23 protein-coding genes and 1 tRNA gene are annotated in these 18673 nt (G+C 64.9%); 15 read left to right on the plus strand and 9 right to left on the minus strand.

The genetic code is table 11. The features are described from left to right. Window positions 1–5: 5 nt before the first annotated feature. The 3 genes from ACO2Q4_RS16725 (at window position 6) to ACO2Q4_RS16735 (ending at window position 2222) form a co-directional block, all read left to right on the plus strand. Window positions 6–101 (plus strand) — tRNA-Sec (locus ACO2Q4_RS16725). A 20-nt stretch (window positions 102–121) separates the two neighbouring features. Further along, on the plus strand, window positions 122–1177 hold the full coding sequence (locus tag ACO2Q4_RS16730) for an aldo/keto reductase (protein WP_423320703.1): 1056 nt from the start codon (window positions 122–124) through the stop codon (window positions 1175–1177). Between the two features lie 79 nt (window positions 1178–1256). Continuing rightward, the gene (locus ACO2Q4_RS16735; protein WP_311759838.1) at window positions 1257–2222 is read left to right on the plus strand and encodes an NAD(P)H-dependent flavin oxidoreductase; all 966 of its coding nucleotides are present in this window, start codon (window positions 1257–1259) and stop codon (window positions 2220–2222) included. Between the two features lie 22 nt (window positions 2223–2244). On the opposite strand, the gene ACO2Q4_RS16740 is transcribed toward ACO2Q4_RS16735, so the two are convergent. Beyond that, the gene (locus ACO2Q4_RS16740) at window positions 2245–3048 is read right to left on the minus strand and encodes a response regulator (RefSeq protein ID WP_311759839.1); all 804 of its coding nucleotides are present in this window, start codon (window positions 3046–3048) and stop codon (window positions 2245–2247) included. A 92-nt stretch (window positions 3049–3140) separates the two neighbouring features. Here ACO2Q4_RS16740 and ACO2Q4_RS16745 point away from each other — a divergent pair, with 92 nt between their 5' ends. Genes ACO2Q4_RS16745 through ACO2Q4_RS16755 form a run of 3 tightly spaced genes read left to right on the plus strand, consistent with a single transcriptional unit; the run spans window position 3141 to window position 5677 of the window. After that, window positions 3141–3287 carry a NepR family anti-sigma factor gene (locus ACO2Q4_RS16745; RefSeq protein WP_311759840.1) on the plus strand — a complete coding sequence of 49 codons (147 nt, stop codon included), beginning with the start codon at window positions 3141–3143 and terminating at the stop codon, window positions 3285–3287. A gap of 6 nt (window positions 3288–3293) precedes the next feature. Further along, complete coding sequence (locus tag ACO2Q4_RS16750; RefSeq protein WP_311759841.1) at window positions 3294–3881, plus strand: RNA polymerase sigma factor; 588 nt, start codon at window positions 3294–3296, stop codon at window positions 3879–3881. An 11-nt stretch (window positions 3882–3892) separates the two neighbouring features. Further along, window positions 3893–5677, plus strand: a complete 1785-nt coding sequence (locus ACO2Q4_RS16755; protein ID WP_311759842.1) for a sensor histidine kinase — start codon at window positions 3893–3895, stop codon at window positions 5675–5677. Here ACO2Q4_RS16755 and ACO2Q4_RS16760 read toward each other — a convergent pair. The 5 genes from ACO2Q4_RS16760 to ACO2Q4_RS16780 all read right to left on the minus strand — a co-directional run bounded on the left by ACO2Q4_RS16760 (window position 5674) and on the right by ACO2Q4_RS16780 (window position 9389). Further along, the gene (locus ACO2Q4_RS16760) at window positions 5674–6552 is read right to left on the minus strand and encodes a YihY/virulence factor BrkB family protein (RefSeq protein WP_311759843.1); all 879 of its coding nucleotides are present in this window, start codon (window positions 6550–6552) and stop codon (window positions 5674–5676) included. The two genes, ACO2Q4_RS16755 and ACO2Q4_RS16760, sit on opposite strands and share 4 nt — an antisense overlap. A 55-nt stretch (window positions 6553–6607) precedes the next feature. Continuing rightward, window positions 6608–7339: a DNA polymerase III subunit epsilon gene (dnaQ, locus tag ACO2Q4_RS16765; RefSeq protein WP_423320706.1), complete on the minus strand. Its 732-nt coding sequence runs from the start codon at window positions 7337–7339 to the stop codon at window positions 6608–6610. Continuing rightward, window positions 7332–7928, minus strand: a complete 597-nt coding sequence (gene coaE / locus ACO2Q4_RS16770; protein WP_423320708.1) for a dephospho-CoA kinase — start codon at window positions 7926–7928, stop codon at window positions 7332–7334. Before coaE ends, dnaQ begins: the two co-directional genes overlap by 8 nt. Next, a complete protein-coding gene (locus ACO2Q4_RS16775; protein ID WP_311759846.1) occupies window positions 7925–8776 on the minus strand; it encodes a shikimate dehydrogenase in 852 nt (283 codons plus the stop codon). The genes coaE and ACO2Q4_RS16775 overlap by 4 nt, the downstream gene beginning before the upstream one ends. Before the next feature lie 166 nt (window positions 8777–8942). Next, a complete protein-coding gene (locus ACO2Q4_RS16780; RefSeq protein ID WP_311759847.1) occupies window positions 8943–9389 on the minus strand; it encodes an RrF2 family transcriptional regulator in 447 nt (148 codons plus the stop codon). A gap of 151 nt (window positions 9390–9540) precedes the next feature. Between ACO2Q4_RS16780 and ACO2Q4_RS16785 the strand changes: the two genes are divergently transcribed. The 8 genes from ACO2Q4_RS16785 to ACO2Q4_RS16820 all read left to right on the plus strand — a co-directional run bounded on the left by ACO2Q4_RS16785 (window position 9541) and on the right by ACO2Q4_RS16820 (window position 15711). Continuing rightward, entirely contained in the window at window positions 9541–10758 is a 1218-nt protein-coding gene (locus ACO2Q4_RS16785) for an NAD-dependent epimerase/dehydratase family protein (protein ID WP_311759848.1), read from the plus strand. Then, complete coding sequence (locus ACO2Q4_RS16790) at window positions 10755–11594, plus strand: glycosyltransferase (protein ID WP_423320711.1); 840 nt, start codon at window positions 10755–10757, stop codon at window positions 11592–11594. Before ACO2Q4_RS16785 ends, ACO2Q4_RS16790 begins: the two co-directional genes overlap by 4 nt. After that, a complete protein-coding gene (locus ACO2Q4_RS16795; protein ID WP_423320713.1) occupies window positions 11591–12421 on the plus strand; it encodes an NAD-dependent epimerase/dehydratase family protein in 831 nt (276 codons plus the stop codon). The genes ACO2Q4_RS16790 and ACO2Q4_RS16795 overlap by 4 nt, the downstream gene beginning before the upstream one ends. Further along, window positions 12418–12876 (plus strand): GAF domain-containing protein, encoded by a 459-nt coding sequence (locus tag ACO2Q4_RS16800; RefSeq protein ID WP_311759851.1) that lies wholly within the window; start codon window positions 12418–12420, stop codon window positions 12874–12876. Before ACO2Q4_RS16795 ends, ACO2Q4_RS16800 begins: the two co-directional genes overlap by 4 nt. Further along, window positions 12854–13249 carry a GFA family protein gene (locus ACO2Q4_RS16805; RefSeq protein ID WP_311759852.1) on the plus strand — a complete coding sequence of 132 codons (396 nt, stop codon included), beginning with the start codon at window positions 12854–12856 and terminating at the stop codon, window positions 13247–13249. The genes ACO2Q4_RS16800 and ACO2Q4_RS16805 overlap by 23 nt, the downstream gene beginning before the upstream one ends. Window positions 13250–13426: 177 nt before the next feature. Beyond that, window positions 13427–14053: a LysE family translocator gene (locus ACO2Q4_RS16810; protein ID WP_311759853.1), complete on the plus strand. Its 627-nt coding sequence runs from the start codon at window positions 13427–13429 to the stop codon at window positions 14051–14053. Continuing rightward, the gene (locus ACO2Q4_RS16815) at window positions 14050–14697 is read left to right on the plus strand and encodes an RluA family pseudouridine synthase (protein WP_423320716.1); all 648 of its coding nucleotides are present in this window, start codon (window positions 14050–14052) and stop codon (window positions 14695–14697) included. The genes ACO2Q4_RS16810 and ACO2Q4_RS16815 overlap by 4 nt, the downstream gene beginning before the upstream one ends. A gap of 78 nt (window positions 14698–14775) precedes the next feature. Then, on the plus strand, window positions 14776–15711 hold the full coding sequence (locus ACO2Q4_RS16820) for an MBL fold metallo-hydrolase (RefSeq protein WP_423320718.1): 936 nt from the start codon (window positions 14776–14778) through the stop codon (window positions 15709–15711). Here the strand turns inward: ACO2Q4_RS16820 and truB are convergent. The 3 genes from truB to rbfA are packed head-to-tail and all read right to left on the minus strand — an operon-like array spanning window position 15708 to window position 17770. After that, on the minus strand, window positions 15708–16604 hold the full coding sequence (gene truB / locus ACO2Q4_RS16825; RefSeq protein WP_423320720.1) for a tRNA pseudouridine(55) synthase TruB: 897 nt from the start codon (window positions 16602–16604) through the stop codon (window positions 15708–15710). The genes ACO2Q4_RS16820 and truB overlap by 4 nt on opposite strands. 1 nt (window position 16605) lies before the next feature. Next, on the minus strand, window positions 16606–17361 hold the full coding sequence (locus ACO2Q4_RS16830; protein WP_423320722.1) for a phosphodiester glycosidase family protein: 756 nt from the start codon (window positions 17359–17361) through the stop codon (window positions 16606–16608). Then, entirely contained in the window at window positions 17351–17770 is a 420-nt protein-coding gene (gene rbfA, locus ACO2Q4_RS16835; protein WP_311759858.1) for a 30S ribosome-binding factor RbfA, read from the minus strand. Before rbfA ends, ACO2Q4_RS16830 begins: the two co-directional genes overlap by 11 nt. A 69-nt stretch (window positions 17771–17839) precedes the next feature. Here rbfA and dapB point away from each other — a divergent pair, with 69 nt between their 5' ends. Next, a complete protein-coding gene (gene dapB, locus ACO2Q4_RS16840; protein WP_423320724.1) occupies window positions 17840–18646 on the plus strand; it encodes a 4-hydroxy-tetrahydrodipicolinate reductase in 807 nt (268 codons plus the stop codon). The last annotated feature ends 27 nt before the right edge of the window (window positions 18647–18673 follow it).

The raw sequence follows: 18673 nt of genomic DNA on the forward strand, positions 1-18673 counted from the left end.
CATTTGGAAGAGAATCGTCCCCGGTGGGGCGGCCGGACTTCAAATCCGGTTGGGGCAGCGAGCCTGTCCCGGGTGGGTTCGACTCCCATTCTCTTCCGCCAATTCTGACGAAAGGCATTCGATGCAACGTGTGACGCTTGGCACCAGCGAGGTTACGGTCAGTGCCGTGTCGCTGGGGACCATGACCTTTGGCAACCAGACCGGCATGGCCGACGCCCATGGACAGATGGACATGGCGGTCGGGGCCGGGATCACTTTCCTTGATACCGCCGAGATGTATCCTGTAAATCCGGTCCTGCGTGAAACCGTGGGCCGGACCGAGGAATTCATCGGGGCCTGGCTGGCCGAACGCGGCGGGCGCGACAAGGTCGAGATCGCGACCAAGGTGGCCGGTCCCAGCGACAAGGTGCGCCACGACGGCTATGACGGGCGCATCATCCACCAGACCATCGATGCCTCGCTGAAGCGGCTGCACACCGATTACATCGACCTGTACCAGCTGCATTGGCCGGTCCGGGGCAGCTATGCCTTCCGCCAGAACTGGCACTATGACCCGCGCAAGCAGGACCGCCAGAAGACGCTGGACCATATGGCCGACGTGCTGGAGGCGCTGGCCGACGCAGTGAAGGCGGGCAAGGTCCGTGCCTTTGGCCTGTCGAACGAATCCGCCTGGGGCACCACGCGCTGGATCGACACCGCATCCCGCGTCGGCGGACCGCGTGTCGCGGCGATCCAGAACGAATACTCGCTGATGTGCCGCCTTTACGACACCGACATGGCCGAGGTGGCGGTGAACGAAGGTGTCACGCTGCTGGCCTATTCGCCGCTGGCCGCCGGTCTTCTGACCGGCAAGTATCGCGAAGGGGACGAACCGGATGGCAGCCGCGCCTTTGTCGACAAGGCGCATGGCGGGACCGGCGATCTGGGCGGGCGCAGGACGCGGCGGGCGGTCGAGATCGTCGGCGCCTATCACGCCCTGGCCCGCGAACTGGGGCTGGACCCGATCCACATGGCGATCGCCTTTACCCGGCAGCGGCCCTTCGCCTGCGTCCCGATCATCGGGGCAACCAGCCGGTCCCAGCTTGATCATCTGCTGAAGGGGATCGATCTGGTTCTGACGGATGAGGCCTTGAAGCGCATCGACCGTCTGCATCACGAGAATCCGATGCCCTACTGAAGCGGACGCCACGGAACCGTTGGCAGCGCCGGGCGGCTTGTGCAACCTGCCGCCCGATGCTGACCACCGAGGAGACGTCATGCTGCCCCCCATTCTTGCCGGCCTTCGGATCCCGGTCGTTGCCTCGCCGATGTTCATCGTGTCAGGGCCGGAACTGGTCATTGCGCAATGCAAGGCCGGGATCGTCGGCAGCTTTCCGGCGCTGAACGCCCGCGAGAAAGATGGCGACCCGATCCTTCTTGACGCCTGGCTGACCCGCATCAGCGAAGAACTGGATCGCCATAACCAGGCCAATCCAGATCATCCCGCCGCGCCCTTTGCCGTGAACCAGATCGTTCACCGCAGCAATGCGCGGCTCGAGCGGGACATCGAAATCTGTCATCGCCACCGGGTGCCGATCTGGATCACCAGCCTTGGCGCCCGGCCCGAGGTGAACGCCGCTGCCCATGATTGCGGCGGTATCGCGCTTCACGACGTCATCACCAACACCTTTGCCCGCAAGGCCATCGACAAGGGCGCCGACGGGCTGATCGCGGTCGCCGCGGGCGCAGGCGGCCATGCCGGCCAGCAATCGCCCTTTGCCCTGATCCAGGAAATCCGCGCCTGGTTCGACGGGCCACTGCTGCTTTCCGGGTCGATCGCGACCGGACGCGCGGTCCTTGCGGCGCAAGTCATGGGCGCGGATCTGGCCTATATCGGCAGCCCCTTCATCGCCACGGCCGAGGCGAATGCACAGCCCGACTACAAGCGGATGATCGTGGAAAGCGGGGCCGAGGACATCGTGAACTCCAGCCTGTTCACGGGCGTCCACGGCAACTATCTGGCCCCGTCGATCCGCAATGCCGGGCTTGACCCGGAAGCACTGGACACGGCCGATGTCACGACCATGGATTTTGGGGGCGCGGCCAAGGCCAAGGCCTGGAGCCAGATCTGGGGGTCGGGCCAGGGGATCGGGGCAATCCGCACGGTAGAACCCGCGGCCATGCTGATCGATACCCTCGCCCGGGATTATGCCGAGGCGAAGCGCGCGGTTTGCGCGGACTGACTGGGAATAAGGCCGGGCGCCGTCAGGCCGCGCTCAGCCCCTCGGTCGAGGCGAAGAACATCGCCTGGCTGACCGCCGAACGCACCTGTTCTTCCGAATAGGGCTTCGAGATCAGGAAGGCTGGTTCCGGGCGGTCGCCGGTCAGCAGCCGTTCCGGGAAAGCGGTGATGAAGATCACCGGCAGGTCGCCCAGATCCGAGATCAGCTCGTTCACCGCCTCGACCCCCGAGGAGCCATCGGCAAGCTGGATATCGGCCAGGATCAGGTCCGGGCGACGTTCATGCGCCAGCTCGACCGCGGCCTTGTGGGTGCGAGCGATCCCGGTGACTTCATGGCCCATCGCCAGAACGATGCCCTTGAGGTCCATGGCGATGATGGTTTCATCCTCGATCACCATGACCTTGCCCGACAGCGTGTTGCTCATTTCGGACAGGGCGATCTGGACGAGCTCCTCGGCCTCGGGCTGCTCGACCTGCATGACCTTTGCGATCTGGTCATAGCGCAACTCTTCGATCGTGCGCAGCAAAAGTGCCTCGCGCGAGTTCGGGGTCAGCTTGCGCAGATGCGACTGGGCGCGCGCCTCTTGCGGGGTCTGGCCTTCCAGTTCGACCGGCTGGCCCGAGCTTTGCCAGATGGCGTGAAAGGTGCGGAACAGGGAAAGCCGCGTATCATCGCCAGCCATCAGGCCGCGATCCGAAAGAATGGCTTCCAGCGTTGCGGCGGCATAGTTGTCGCCTGCGGTCTGGCTGCCGGTCAGCGCGCGCGCATAGCGCCGCAGGTAGGGCAGTTCGCGACTGATCGATTGGGCCAGATCTGCTGCTGTCATGTCGTCCTCAGAAATGCGTATTTTCGTGGAACCTGATTGGATACGTAACGGTTAGGCACAGTGCGCACAAGAATTTCGGGAATAACTTAAATATGAATATCAGGCGAGAGGAACGCAAAAAGGTCGCAATCGAGAAGCAGATCGATGAAAACCTGAAGCGTGTGTATGAACAAGACTCGACCCAGAAAATTCCCGACAGGTTCCTGGAATTGCTCGACAAGTTGCGCGAGCAGGAGTGATTGCGCATGACCGGAAAGACCAAGGCCACGCGCGCTTCGGATCATGGCGATCCGCGAGATGAACTGGTGAACCACCTGCCGGCGCTGCGCGCCTTTGCGCTGTCGCTGACCCGTGAAGGGGCATCGGCCGACGATCTGGTGCAGGATACCATCGTCAAGGCGTGGACCCATATCGAGAAGTTCCAGCCCGGGACCAACCTGCGCGCCTGGCTGTTCACCATCCTGCGCAACACCTTCTATTCGGCCCGTCGCAAGACCCGGCGCGAAGTCAGCGATTCCGACGGCATTCATGCCGCAAGGCAGGCCGCGCGCCCCGAACATGACGGCCGCCTTGCGATGAACGACTTCCGCAACGCCTTCAAGAAACTTCCCGATGAGCAGCGCGAGGCGCTGATCCTTGTCGGTGCATCGGGATTTTCGTATGAAGAGGCAGCCGCCATGACCGGCGTTGCCGTGGGCACGGTCAAATCCCGGGCCAATCGCGGGCGCCGCCGGCTTGCCGAGCTGTTGAAGCTTGAGGAAGGCGAAGAGCTGGAAATGACCGATCGCGCGACCCTGGCCGTCATGGCGCAAAACATCCCCATGATCCGTTAAGGATCCCTCTCGTGCTGCGCCGGTTTCTGGAGAGGCCCGAATTCATGAAAGGGCTGGGGTTCCGTCTGGGCGGGCTGCTGTCGCTGGCGATCCTGCCGATTGGCCTGATCTCGGTCATCCAGACCCTGCATCTGTCGCGCGAGTACGAACGGTCATCCGAAATCGGCCTGCTTGGGCGGACGGCAACCGCGGCGGCGGGCGAACGCGCGCTGCTGCAAAGCGCGCTTGGCACCGCCGACGCACTTGGGCCTGCGGTGTTGGAGACGATGAATGATCCCCGCGCCTGCGCGGACATTATGCGCGGCTTCGTTCAGCGATCGGTCAACTTCGCCTATGCCGGGTTTACGCGGCTGGACGGGGCTACGCTGTGTTCCTCGGCGCCGGGCCTCGATGACGTGACCGACGATCCGGCCTATCGACTGTTCGTGGAAAGCCCCGGCACGCTTGTCACCACCAGCAATGTCGGGATGGAGGGCGATTCGTCATCGATCGTGGTGATCCAGCCGCTTTATCGGGGTGCCGAGCTGCTGGGCTATATCGCCGTCGCCATGTCTCACGACATGCTGCGGTCGACGCATGTGGCGGGGCTGGGGCCGGAAAGCGTGCGGGTTCTGACCTTCAACAATCTGGGCCAGGTTCTGACCGGCGGTCAGGGCGTCGATGGCCGGATCGAGGATCTGCTGCCGCGCGGCAAGACCCTGCCTTCGCTTTTGTCGCGCAGCGAGACGACCTTCAGCGATTATTCCGCGACGGGCGAGCGGCGGGTGTTCAGTGTCGTGCCCGTGGTTCCGGGGCTGGTCTATGCGATGGGGTCGTGGACCCGGTCCGAACTGGGTATCGCAGGGATCGATCAGACGCGCCGCGCCGCGCTGATCTTGCCCCTGATCCTGTGGGCGGCATCGCTGGCGGTGGCCTATTTCGCGGTCTATCGGTTGGTGCTGCGCCACATTCGCGAATTGCGCGGTCAGATGCGCCGCTTTGCCATTGGCGACCGCTCTGCCCCGCCGCCAGTCCTGCAGGATGCCCCGGCCGAGATCGCGGACATGAGCCAGACATTCCACAACATGGCCCGCATCCTGATCCGCGACGAGGACGCGATGGAGGCGTCGGTCAACGAAAAGACCGTGCTGCTGAAAGAAGTCCATCACCGGGTCAAGAACAACCTGCAGCTTATCGCCTCGATCATCAACATGCAGATCCGCATGATCGATCATGAGGATGCGCGGCGGGTGCTGCGCTCGGTTCAGGATCGCGTCGCCTCGCTCGCCACGATCTATCGCAACCTTTATCAGGCCGAGCATCTGGATTCGGTCGAAGCCGACCGGCTTATCAGCGACATCATCAACCAGATGGCCAATGCCTCGATCTCGCCGGGATCCGGGCTTCAGGTCAGGACCGACCTGGACAAGCTGGTGCTGATGCCGGATCAGGCCGTGCCCCTGTCACTGCTGGCGACCGAGGCATTCACCAACGCGCTGAAATATGCCGGTGCCGTAGATGGCGAGGCGCCCTGGGTCCGCGTCGGGCTGCACAGCATCGGCCAGGGCGAGGCGTTGCTGGAGATCGTGAATTCGGTCGGCAGTTCGGCCGCGATGGCCGAAGGGACTGGACTGGGCAGCCAGCTGATCGAGGCTTTTGCGACCCAACTGGAGGGCAGCGCCGAACTGGATCAGGGGCCGGGGCATTTTGGTCTGCGTTTGCGCTTCCGCGTCGATCCGGTGCAGCGTCGGCCGCTGGGAATGGATGCGCAGGGCGTGATCCTGACCTCGGCGGCACGGCCCGGTTCGCGTCACTAGCCCTTGTCTGCGGCAGCCTTGCGGGCCTCGCGCCGGATCTTGCGGGCCTGCGCGATACGGCGATGCCGCGCCAGCTCAAGGTTGATAAGCGCACCCAGCATGACCGAGAAGCCCCCCAGATAGAACCACATCAGCAGCGCGATCACTGCCCCGATCGAACCATAGATACGGTTATAGCTGTTGAAGTTGTTCAGGTAGACCGAGAACCCGTAAGAGGCCATCGCCCAAGCGAGCGCGGCGAAAATCGAACCCCAGGTGAAGATCGGGGTGCGCGGTGTCTTCACGTTCGGGCCATAGCGATACATGATCCCGATCACCACCAGCACGATGGCGAAGATCGCGACCCAGGGAACCGACCCGATCATCCAGTCGCGCAACGGCACGTCCGGCAGCAGGTTGAAGGCCAACGGCACCACGACGATGACCGCAAGTCCCAGGCCGACGACACCGACGATGCCCAGCGTCAGGACATAGGCCAGAAGGAAGCCGAAAATGGTGGAATGCGACCGCACGCCATAGGCCGCGTTCAGCCCGCGCACCAGCGCATCCACACCCGCGCGGGCCGAGATGGTGGCAACCAGGAACGAAATCCCAGTCGCCCAGCCAAACTGCGTCCGTCCCGCCGCGATCAGAGAGTTGATCTGGCCATAGATGATGTCCGCCGCGCCCGAAGGGATGAACTCGTCGGCGGTATGGACATAGGTCTCGATCAGCTGGGGATCATACCATACGCCCCAAAGTGCAAAGAGGACCGCCAGGCCCGGAAAGACCGCGAACATGGCATAGAAGGCCACGCCCGCCGCAATCAGGCTCATGTGGATCTTGTCCATCCGCTCGAAAAGCGCGTTGATGAACTGCCATGCGTCGCTCAGCAACAGACCGTCCTCATCCGGTTATGTCCTTTCCCGGCGCGGGAAAGGCGGGTTGGGCCTAGGCCGCGGCACCGGCCGGTTGGTAACGCAGCCACAGCGCCTTTTCCCCCATCTTGCCGACAAAGGCGGCATGGGCCTCGGCCTCGGCCTCGGTCAGGCGCGGGGCAAGGGGCCGTGGCCTTGGACTGCGCGGTGCCGCAAGCGCCCCGGTTCCCGCCCCTGCGGTTCCTTGGGCCTGGCCGGCGCCCGCCGGACCCTCCAACACCAGTCCCGGCTGACGGCCACCCCGCAGCGCAAGATAGACCTCGGCCAGAAGCTCGCTGTCCAGAAGCGCGCCGTGCAGTGTGCGGTTCGAGTTGTCGACACGGAACCGCCGGCATAGCGCATCCAGCGAGTTCTGGGCGCCGGGAAACATGCGTCGGGCCAGTTCAAGCGTGTCGATCGCGCGGCCATAGGGCATCACCGCATGACCCGCGCGGCGCAGTTCGGCATTCAGGAATTTCATGTCGAACTGGGCGTTGTGGATGACCAGCCGGGAATCCTCGCCGATGAACTCGACGAAATCGCGGGCCACCGTCGCGAAGACCGGCTTGTCGCGCAGGAAATCGTCGCCAAGGCCGTGTACCTCGAACGCTTCCTGCGGCATGGATCGTTCGGGGTTGATATAGACGTGGAAGGTCCGCCCGGTGGGCAGGTGGTTCATCAGCTCGAGCGCGCCGATCTCGACGATGCGGTCGCCGGTTTCGGGGTCGAAGCCCGTGGTTTCGGTATCCAGAACGATCTCACGCATGAGGCCTTCCTGCCATGATCCGGTCGCAGATGTCCATGATCGCCGCCTGCGCCCCCTGACGCGTGACAGAGGGGATGATGAAATCCGCACGCTTGCGCTTTTCCGCGTCGGGCATCTGGCGGGACAGGATCATGCGGAAGCTGTCCTCGGTCATGCCGGGGCGGGCCAGCACGCGCTCACGCTGAAGCTTGGCCGGGGCCGAGACGACGGCGACGGCATCCATCGCACCCTCGCTGCCCTTTTCGTAAAGCAGGGGGATGTCCAGAACCACGATGGGCGCGGCATGGTGGCGCTGCAGGAAGTCGCGGCGGTCCTCGGCGACAAGCGGATGCACGATCTCCTCCAGCCGGGCGAAGCCGCCGGGATCGGCGGCCAGCGCCTTGCGCAGCGCCGTGCGGTCGATGGCGCCCGCCTGCGCGACACCGGGAAAAGCGGCCGCGACCGGGGCGACGGCCGCGCCACCTGCGGCGTACAGGCGGTGGACGCTGTCATCGGCATCCCAGACCGGGTGACCCAGCTGGCGGAACATTTCGGCGGCAGTCGATTTGCCCATGCCGATCCCGCCGGTCAGGCCCAGCACGAAGCTCATTCCAGAACGGCCCGGCGCAGGTCGTCGTCAACCTCGGGACGGTGGCCGAACCAGCGCTCGAAGCCCGGCGCGGCCTGATGCAGCAGCATCCCCAACCCGTCCACGATCTGGCATCCCCGCGCCTGGGCCTCTTGCAGGAAGGGCGTCATCAGGGGGGTATAGACCAGATCCGTGACCAGCGTTTCGGGGCTGAGCGCATCCATCGGGATGCGCAGCGGCGGCTTGCCGTCCATGCCCATCGAGGTCGCGTTGACCACGGTCACAGCATCCTCAAGCATGTTGCCGGCCTGTGCCCAGTCATAGACGACGACCTTGGCGCCGAATTCGGCCCGGATCTGTTCGGCCCGGATGCGGGTTCGGTTCGCGATGCGCAGCTCGGTCACACCGCTTTCCAGAAGCGAGGCGACCACGGCCCGCGCCGCGCCCCCTGCCCCGATCAGGGCAGCCGGGCCGACATCCGGGATCCAGTCCGGCGCATGCTGCCGGATATTGGCGATGAAGCCATAGCCGTCGGTATTGTCGGCATGAATCTTGCCGTCGGGTCGGAAGATCAGGGTGTTGGCGGCCCCGATCAGCGCGGCGCGGTCGGTGACGACATCGGCCAGCGCGAGCACGCTTTCCTTGTGCGGAATGGTGACATTCGCGCCGACGAAGCCCATGCGGGGCATGGCGCGCAGCACCTCGGCCAGGTGCTCGGGCAGGACCGGCACCGGGATGTAATGGCCTTGGATCCCGTATTTCCGCAGCCAGTATCCGTGCAGACGGGGCGAGCGCGAATGCGCGATCGGCCAGCCGAGGACGCCGGCAATCGGGACGTTGCGGGGGCTTTGGGTCTGGGAATCCGGCATGATCGATCAGGCGCTTTCGGGCTTCATGTGACATGGCCCGCCGGACGGCGGGCGATCCTCGGACGAGAAGTGCCGCCAGCGCCTTTCCGGGTCAAGCTGCATCCGGAAACAGCTCCGGTCAGCATGGCAGAAAGGCAACCTTTCCGGCGGCTTGGCTCCTCCGCCGTCAGGCCACGCCCATTTCGGGCAGGCCACCTTCCTCGACCAGATCGGCAAGGGTCAGAGACTCGATCAGCAGCAGATAGGACCAGAAGACCTGGCCGAACATCTTGCGCAGGCGGCAGCTTGCCTCGTCCGGGCAATCCTCGCAGCGCTGGTACGAACGGCGCGACAGGCAAGGCAGCGGCGCGATCGGACCATCGACCTGGCGCAACAGCTCTCCGATCGAGATTTCCTTGGGCTGCTTGATCAGGATATAGCCACCCGCGCGTCCGCGCCGCGAGCCGACATAGCCCGCATTGCGCAGTTCCAGCATGATGTGTTCCAGAAAGCGCTTGGGCGCGCCGGAGCGCTGCGCGATCTCTTCGATCGTCAGCGCGCTTCCGCCTGCGGCCACTTCATCGGCAAGCGCCATCAGTGCCTTGATGGCATATTTGGTTTTCTGCGAGATCATAGAAAATCAATAGTGATCGCCACGCGCGGTTGCAATCGTTTCGCCGGTTTATCGGGCGTGCAGATTGCATGGAACGCAGGACTATCGTCAAAGCGTTATAATTCTGACACATTGCGCGCGCATTCCTGCGGCGCAGCAGAAGGAGATGATGATGCGCATTGCAGTTCTCGGCGGTGACGGATTCGTCGGTTGGCCGACCGCCTTGCACTTGTCCGAGCTGGGGCACGAGATCCATATCCTCGACAATCTCTCGCGGCGCTGGATCGATACCGAACTGGGCGTGCAATCCCTGACCCCGATGGACTCGATCCAGGAACGCTGTCGCATCTGGCATCAGGAAACCGGACGCAAGATCCATTTCCACCTTCTGAACCTGGCGACGGAATATGAGCGGCTGAAGCAGTGGCTGGCCGAATATCGCCCCGGCGCGGTGATCCATTTCGCCGAACAGCGCGCCGCGCCCTATTCGATGAAGACCGACCGCCACAAGGTCTACACCGTCAACAACAACACCAACGCGACGCATAACCTGCTGGCCGCGCTGGTCGAGACCGGCATCGACGCGCATCTGGTCCATCTGGGTACGATGGGGGTCTATGGCTATTCCACGGTCGGCGCGCCGATCCCGGAAGGCTATCTCGACGTCCAGATTGACACCCCCGCTGGCAAGCGGGACCAGCAGATCCTGTATCCGACGCGGCCCGGTTCGGTCTATCACATGACCAAGAGCCTCGATCAGATCCTGTTCCAATTCTATGCCCAGAACGACGGTCTGCGCATCACCGACCTGCATCAGGGCATCGTCTGGGGCACCCATACCGACCAGACCCGACGGCACGAGCAGCTGATCAACCGCTTCGACTATGATGGAGATTACGGCACGGTGCTGAACCGCTTCCTGATCCAGGCGGCGATCGGCTATCCACTGACCGTGCATGGCACTGGGGGCCAGACGCGCGCCTTCATCCACATTCAGGACTCGGTGCGCTGCGTCGAGCTGGCGCTGAAGGATGCACCGCAGGCCGGCGAGCGTGTGCGCATCTTCAACCAGATGACCGAGACACACCGCGTCCGCCATCTCGCCGAGATGGTGGCGAAGCTGACCGGGGCCGAGGTGGCCTATCTGCCCAACCCCCGCAAGGAGGCCGAGGAGAATGACCTGATCGTCAGGAACGACCAGTTCCTTGCGCTGGGGCTGAAGCCCATCACCCTGGCCGAGGGGCTGCTCTCCGAAGTGGTCGAGGTGGCGCGGAAATATGCCCACCGCATCGACCGCACCCGCGTCCCGGCCGTCTCGGCCTGGACCAAGGACATCGCCAAGCGCGTCGAGCATGACCCCGAAGGCAAAAGGCTGCGTTCCGTCTCGTGACATCCGGCATTCACCCCAAAAGCAAGGCGCGGTCCGACCGCGCCTTCGTCACGCTGGCAACCAATCCCGATTATGCGACCGGGGCGGCGGCCCTGTTCCGCTCGCTTCGCCGGACCGGGACCTCCGCCGACCTCGTGCTGCTATACACCGATCTGCCCGACAGCCTGGTGAATGAGCTTTGCGCATCGGGCCTGCGTGCCGTTCATGTGGATCTGCTTCCGACCTCGGACGATTTCAACGCGCTTCATGCGCGCGACCGGCTGCACGGTGCGGCCCCCTTTACCAAGGGCGAGAAACCGCCCTTTCACACGCCGCTGGACAATTTTGCCAAGCTGCGGCTGTGGCAGCTGGACTATCAGCGCGTGGTCTACATCGATGCCGATGCGATCGTGTTGCAGAATATCGACCGGCTGTTCGACTATCCCGAGTTTTCGGCCGCGCCCAATGTCTATGAAAGCCTTGGCGATTTTCATCGGCTGAACTCGGGCGTGTTCACCGCGCGCCCCTCGGCCGCAACCTTTGATGCCATGCTGGCGCGGCTGGACCAGCCGGGCCAATTCTGGCGGCGCACCGACCAGACATTTCTGGAAAGCTTTTTCCCGAACTGGCACGGCCTGCCGGTCTTTGACAACATGCTGCAATATGTCTGGCTGAACCTGCCTCAGTTGTGGCGCTGGCAGGATATCCGCGTGCTGCACTACCAGTATGAAAAGCCATGGCAGCAGCATGCCAAGGCGGACAGTCTGCGGGTGCTGATCGATTTGTGGAAAGCCCATGCGGGCGACGGCCCGGTTCCGGACCCGCGCGACCTGCCTCCGCCCCCCGGTGCGGCATGAGGATCGCGCTGACCGGCGCCTCGGGCCTTGTCGGGCGCTGGATCCACCGCGCCGCGATTGAGGCCGGACATCAGGTCGATACTCTGCCCGGCTGGCGCCTTGGCCAGACCCCGGACATGACGGGCTGCGATGCCCTCATCCACGCGGCGTTCCAGCATGTCCCCGGCAAATATCGCGGTGGCGAGGGGGACGACCCCGATGCCTTCACCCGCGCGAACCTGGATGGCTCGGTCGCGTTGTTTCACGTGGCACGCGCGCAGGGGGTGGGCCGGGTGCTGTTCCTGTCCTCGCGCGCGGTCCATGATGGCCACCCTGCCGGCATCGACCTTGCCGACGACCTGCCCGCCGCGCCCGTCAATCTTTACGGCGAGGTCAAGGCAGCGGGTGAAGCGGCGCTGTCCGCGATGGCCGCCCCGGATTTCCTGACTGCCAGCCTGCGCCCGACCGGGGTCTTCGGCCCCGGACAACCGCAGAAATGGACCGGGCTGATCCGCGATTTTCTGGCCGACCGTCCCGTACCCAGCCGCGTCGCGACCGAGGTCCACGGTGCCGACCTGGGACGCGCCGCCTTGCTTGTGCTGGGCGATCCCGCGATGGGCGGCAGCTATAACGTCAGCGACCTGATCCTTGACCATCACGACCTTCTGTCGGGCATCGCGGTCCTGACCGGCAGCCACGTCCCGCCGCCTCGCCGCGCGGATGCCGGGGCATTGCGGGTGCCGCTGTGTGATCGGCTGGTAGCACTTGGCTGGCGGCCGGACGGGCTTGCGCGCCTTCACGCCGATCTGCCACAGATCCTGCGCGACGCCATTGGGGAAGAATCATGAAACAGGTCGATTACGCCGAACTCGCGCAAACCATCCGCAGCCTCGCGCATGGCGAAACCGACGAGGTCGCTCTGATGGCGACCCTAGCCTGCGAGATCCACCATGCCGACGCCCGGTTCGACTGGACCGGCTTCTATCGCGTCACCGAACCCGAGGTGCTGAAGATCGGCCCCTATCAGGGTGGTCATGGCTGCCTGGTAATTCCCTTTTCGCGCGGGGTCTGCGGGGCGGCGGCGCGCAGCGGCGAAACCCAGCTTGTGCCCGATGTCGATGCCTTTCCGGGCCACATCGCCTGCGCCAGCTCGACCCGGTCCGAACTGGTGATCCCGGTCTTTGGCGCGGACGAGCGTCTTCTGGGCGTCCTTGACATCGACAGCAACCAGCCCGACGCTTTCACCCAGGAAGATGCAGACCGCCTGCGGGAGATCCTGGATGAAAGCTTCCACCGACACTGAATTCACCGGCCACTGCCTGTGCGGCCAGATCCGCTTTCATGGCGTCTATGACGAAGACCATGGGCTGAAGGCCTGCCATTGCAGCCAATGCCGGCGCTGGTCTGGCCATGTCTGGGCCGCGATCCTGCCCAAATCCCTGGTGATCGAGGGCGAGCCGGCATGGTACCGTGCCTCGGACATCGCGCGGCGGGGGTTCTGCGCCAGCTGCGGATCGTCGCTGTTCTGGCAGCGCGACGGCTCGGACATCATCGACGTCGCCGCGGGCGCAATCGACAGCCCGACCGGGCTGGAACTGCTGGGCCATATCTTTGTCGCGGACAAGGGCGACTACTACCAGATCGCCGACGGCCTGCCGCAGGACCCTGCCGAATGAAGACCAAGGGCCGCTGCCTGTGCGGGGCGGTGGCCTTTGCGGCTCGACCCTGTTCTGGCGCCGCAATGGCTCGGCAAAGGTTGACGTTTCCACCGGCGCGTTCGATACGCCGACAGGGCTAAGGCTGGGCGCGCCCTCTTATCCCGATGACCGCGGCGACTATTACAGGTTCTGACGATGATCTGGGACACGATTGCCAATTTTCCGGCGCAGCAGCTGATCGCCTTCATGGCGGGCGCCCTGGTGCTGAACTTTGCCCCTGGGCAGGACGTTTTCTTTGCCAGCGCCTGTGGCATCCAGAACGGACCGCGCGCGGGCGCGCTGGCGGGGCTGGGGGTCGGGCTGGGCGTGACCTTCCATGTCGTGATGGCCACGATCGGCCTGGGCGCACTGGTCGCCGCCCATCCCGAGGCGCTGGTCGCGATCAAGTTTGCCGGCGCGGGCTACCTGCTGTGGCTCGCCTGGAAAAGTTGGAATGCCGGAGAGATCGACCCCCGCGCCCGCGCCGCATCCAGCACATGGAACATCATCCGCCGCGGGGCGCTGTCGAACCTGCTGAATCCCAAGCCGGTGCTGTTCCTTCTGGCTTTCCTGCCTCAGTTCACCCGTCCGGAATTCGGCCCGATCTGGCAGCAGATCCTGGGGCTGGGGCTGATGTTCATGGCCTCGGGGACGCTGGTGACGATCGGTTACGGTCTTGTCGGCGGCTTTGCCGGGGCGGTCATCGGCAAGCGTCTGGGGATCGTTAACCGCATCGCCGCCGTGATGTTCGCGGGCCTTGCCCTGCGGCTGGTCTGGAAATGAGCTTCGTTTACGAACCGACGGACGAGCAGCCGCAGGTGATCCATGCCGATCACGAGGTGCTGGTCGTGTCCAAGCCCTCTGGACTTCTTTCAGTGCCGGGTCGGGGCGAGGATCGGACCGATTGCCTGATCGAGCGCCTGCGCGGCGCCTTTCCCACCATCCTGCTGGTTCACCGCCTGGACATGGACACATCGGGCGTCATGGTCTTTGGGCTGACGCCCCATGCGCAGCGGTATCTGTCGAAGCAGTTCGAGGATCGCAAGACCAAGAAAACTTATGTCGCCCGGCTGTCGGGACGGCTGGAGCCCAAGGTCGGCACCGTCGACCTGCCGCTGATCGTCGACTGGCCGAACCGGCCCCGGCAGAAGGTCGACCATGCCGAAGGCCGCCCCGCCCAGACCGATTGGCGAGTCATCCGCGCCACGGACATGGAAACGCGCGTGCGGTTGTCGCCCGTGACCGGGCGCAGCCACCAGCTGCGTGTCCACATGGCCGAGCTGGGCCACCCCATCCTTGGCGATTCACTTTACGCCACCGGCGCGGCCGCCGATTTCCCGCGCCTGATGCTTCACGCCGAGAACCTGCGCTTCAAGCATCCCGAAACCGGAGTGACGCAAAGCTTCACCGCCCCGGTCCCGTTCTAGGCTTCACGACAGTTTCACTCGGGATGCAGAGAAATTTCGCTTAGTATCGGCGTGGTTTAGCCAATATGGGAGCGGAAGATGAGCAATACCGGAATCAGCCGTCGCAGCGCCATCCTGTTGGGCGGGTCCGTCCCCGCGATGATGGTCCTGCCTGCCCTGGCCCAGGGCCAGGCGCCAGCGACGGAACAGGAGGCGCCGATGGCCCAGACCCACACCGTCCAGCTTGGCGGATTCCAGATCACCACGATGCTTGGCGGCGCCGCCATGCGCGAGAAGCCGATCGAGACCTTCGGCGTGGGTGCCGACGCGGCCGAGTTCGAGAAGCTGAGCGAGGCGAACTTCATCCCCTCAGACCGTTCGGGGCAGTCCTTTACCCTGACGCTGGTCAAGACCCCCGATGCGCTTGTCCTGTTCGACACGGGCATGGTTCCCGACGTCAACAAGGCGGCGTTGGCCGCCGCGGGCTATGCCGCCGATGATGTGACCCATGTCGTGCTGACGCATATGCACGGCGACCATGTCAGCGGGCTGATGCAGGAGGGCAAGCCGGTTTTCGCCAAGGCCCAGCTGATCGCGCCGAAGGACGAGAATGATTATTGGGCCGCCAATCCCAGCGAGGCCTATACCACCCATGTCGTGCCGCTGATCGACAAGGCGACCCTGATCGGCGACGGCGACCAGGTCTTGCCGGGCATCACCGCCGCGGCCGCCTATGGCCACACGCCGGGGCACACCATCTATCTGCTGGAAAGCGATGGGCAAAAACTGCTGATTACCGGCGACAGCTTCAACCACTATGTCTATTCGGTGCAGCGCCCGGAATGGCATGTCCGCTTCGACGTGGACAAGGACATGGGCGCGACCACGCGCAAGGCCGTGCTGGCGCGGCTGGCAGCCGACCGCATCCCGTTCATCGGTTATCACATGCCCTTTCCCGCGCTGGCTTTTATCGCGCCGGGCGAGGCCGAGGGGACATTCCGCTATGTCCCCGCGACCTACCAGTTTGCGGGCTAGCCCAGGTTGAAGACGCGGCTGGGCTGAACCTCGCCGCCCATGTAACGGCCGATGCACAATGCGCGGCCGTTACGGCTGACCCAGACCTCGGTGCCGAAATCGGCGTGACCCAGAACCTGGCCGGGATTGCCGTTCAGGATCCGGACCTCGCCCATTTCGGTCGCCTGCATCTCGGGCAGGTCGGTCAGCGCCGATTGGATCGGCAGCAGCGCGGCCTCGATCTCGGTCTGGTTGGCGCGGTCGATCCGGTCCCAGGCGATGCCATCAGCCGCCTCGAACGGGCCGGACCAGATCCGGCGCAGATGATCGACATGGCCAAGACAGCCAAGGGCGCGGCCCAGATCGCGGGCAATGGCGCGGACATAGCCGCCCTTGCCGCAGACCATGCGAAGTTGGGCCTGATCGCGCGTCGTGCCCAGAAGCTCCAGCGATTCAACCCAAAGCGGGCGGGCGGCCAGTTCGACCTCTTCACCCTCGCGCGCAAGGTCATAGGCGCGCGCGCCATCGACGCGAACGGCCGAGACATTGGGCGGAACCTGCATGATCTCGCCGGTGAAGGCGCCAAGCGCGGCTCGGATCGCGGCCTCGTCGGGGCGCGCGTCACTGGTCTGGCGCACCTCGCCCGAGGCGTCGTCGGTCGAAGTCTCGGCCCCCCAGTTGACCGTGAAGTCATAGGCCTTCAGCGCGTCCGTCAGGATCGGCACGGTCTTGGTGGCCTCGCCCAGTGCGATCGCCAGGACCCCGGTGGCGTCGGGGTCCAGCGTGCCCGCATGGCCCGCCTTCTTGGCGTCAAGCGCCCAGCGGACCTTGCCGACCACGTCGGTCGAGCCCACGCCAGCGGGCTTGTCCACGATCAGCCAACCGTGGATCTCGCGTCCCTTTTTCCGCGCCATGTCAGTTCTTTCCCGTATATCCGATGATCGGCCCCAGTCGGCGGCCGAAATCCGATCGGCGCAATTCGGGCGAGTAAAGCCGCGAGATCGAGCCGTCGAAGTAAAGCGCATCGCGCGCGCCAAGGCCGTCCTTGAACAGGCGGCCGAACTCGTGGAACGTCACCTCGTCATCCGAGATCGCGAACCATGCCGTCTGCCCGTCGGGCGAGACACCGACGCCGTTCCTGATGTGGCGGCTGTCGCTGTCGACCAGAAAGCGCGGATGCAGGGCGCCGTCGATGACCAGCATCGGCCCCGACTGCGTTGCGATCCGGCATTGGGGCTGCGCCTGCTTGAAGGCGCGGCTTTCGACCACCTGATAGGGACGCGTGCCGCCGGCGCAGAAGACACCGTTCGGCAGCATCCCGAAATTGCCGCCGCCGCCCGCCGTGACCAGATCATGTTCCTTGGTGCCGTCGCTGACGTAAAGTCCGACCGGCGAATAGTCGGGGTGGTACATCCCGGCATTCATCGCGAAGGCCAGCACCTCGCCTTCTCCCAGCGTCTTCTTGACGCTGAAGAAGTCGCCCAGCACATTGCCTTCGGCATCGTTCAGCCACAGCTTCAGCCCCGGCTCTTGCGTGGCATCCAGCGTGCAGATGACATAGCCTTGGCCGTCGAAGTCGCGCTTTTCACAGATCCCTGCCATCGCGGGCAGGGTCATTGCCACAAGCGCGCCAAGGGCAAGGCCCAGCCGGCGCTTCAGATCAATCTTCATCGCCGCCTTCGTCGTCATGCTCGACGTCGCGGCGCACACGGTCCTCGTTCAGAAGACGGCGGGTGTCGTCCATGCGGTCGAAAGTCTCGTCCAGCACGAAGCGCAGCTGCGGCGCGTATTTCAGCGTCATCGCCTTGGCGACCAGATGGCGCAGCTCGCCCGCGTTGCGGCGCAGTGCGGCCAAGGCCTCCTCTGCGCCCTTGCCGCCCAAGGGCAGGACATAAGCGGTCGCGACCTTCAGGTCGGGTGATGTGCGGACCTCGCCCACCGTGATCGAGTAACGGTTTAGGTCGGGATCATGGACGTCGCCGCGCAGCAGGACGTCGGACAGGGTGTGTCGGATCAGTTCGCCCACGCGCAACTGGCGCTGCGAAGGACCGGACCCGGAGTGAAATCGGTTCTGTGCCATGCGCGCAGATGTAGGGGGTCGCGGCCCGCGCCGCAACGGGATAGACCATGCCAAAACGGGGGTATGGACATGGAAAAACCGGGAATCGTCATTACCGGCGTGTCGGGCCGCATGGGCCAGATGCTGGCGCGCGCCGTTCTGGCATCTGATCAGGCGCGACTTGTCGGCGCAACCGTGCGCGAAGGCAGCCCCTGGGCCGGCCGCGATCTGGGCGAGGCGATGGGCGGCGCGGCCCTTGGCATCACCGTCACCGACGACCCGGTAGGGGCCATTGCCGGGGCGCAGGCGGTGATCGATTTCACCACCCCTGACGCCACCGTGGCCTTTGCCGAACTGACCGCGCAGGCGCGTGCGGTGCATGTGATCGGCACCACCGGCTTCAAGCCGGGGCACCTGGCAAAGATCACCGCGGCGGCGCGGCATGCCCCGATCATCCGCGCCGGAAACATGAGCCTCGGCGTCAACCTGCTGGTCGGCCTGACCCGCAAGGTCGCCGCCGCACTGGGCGAGGACTGGGATGTCGAGGTGGTCGAGGCGCATCACAACCGCAAGGTCGACGCGCCCTCGGGCACCGCTCTGATGTTGGGCGAGGCCGCCGCCGAGGGTCGCGGCCACACCCTGGACGAATTGCGCACCCCCGCGCGCGAGGGAATCACCGGCGCGCGCCAATCCGGCACGATCGGCTTTTCCGCCATCCGCGGCGGCGATGTCGTGGGCGAACATGACGTGATCTTTGCCACCGCGGGCGAACGGGTCGTGCTGCGTCATCTTGCCTCGGATCGCATGATCTTTGCCCGTGGCGCGCTTCGCGCGGCGCTTTGGGGTCAGGACAAGGGACCGGGCGAATATGACATGGCCGATGTGCTGGGGCTTTGACGCCCCCGCCCGCCCCGGCTTAGGTTC

Origin of the sequence: Paracoccus sp. KR1-242 (assembly GCF_049446195.1) — a bacterium.
Taxonomy (GTDB): Bacteria; Pseudomonadota; Alphaproteobacteria; order Rhodobacterales; family Rhodobacteraceae; genus Paracoccus; species Paracoccus broussonetiae.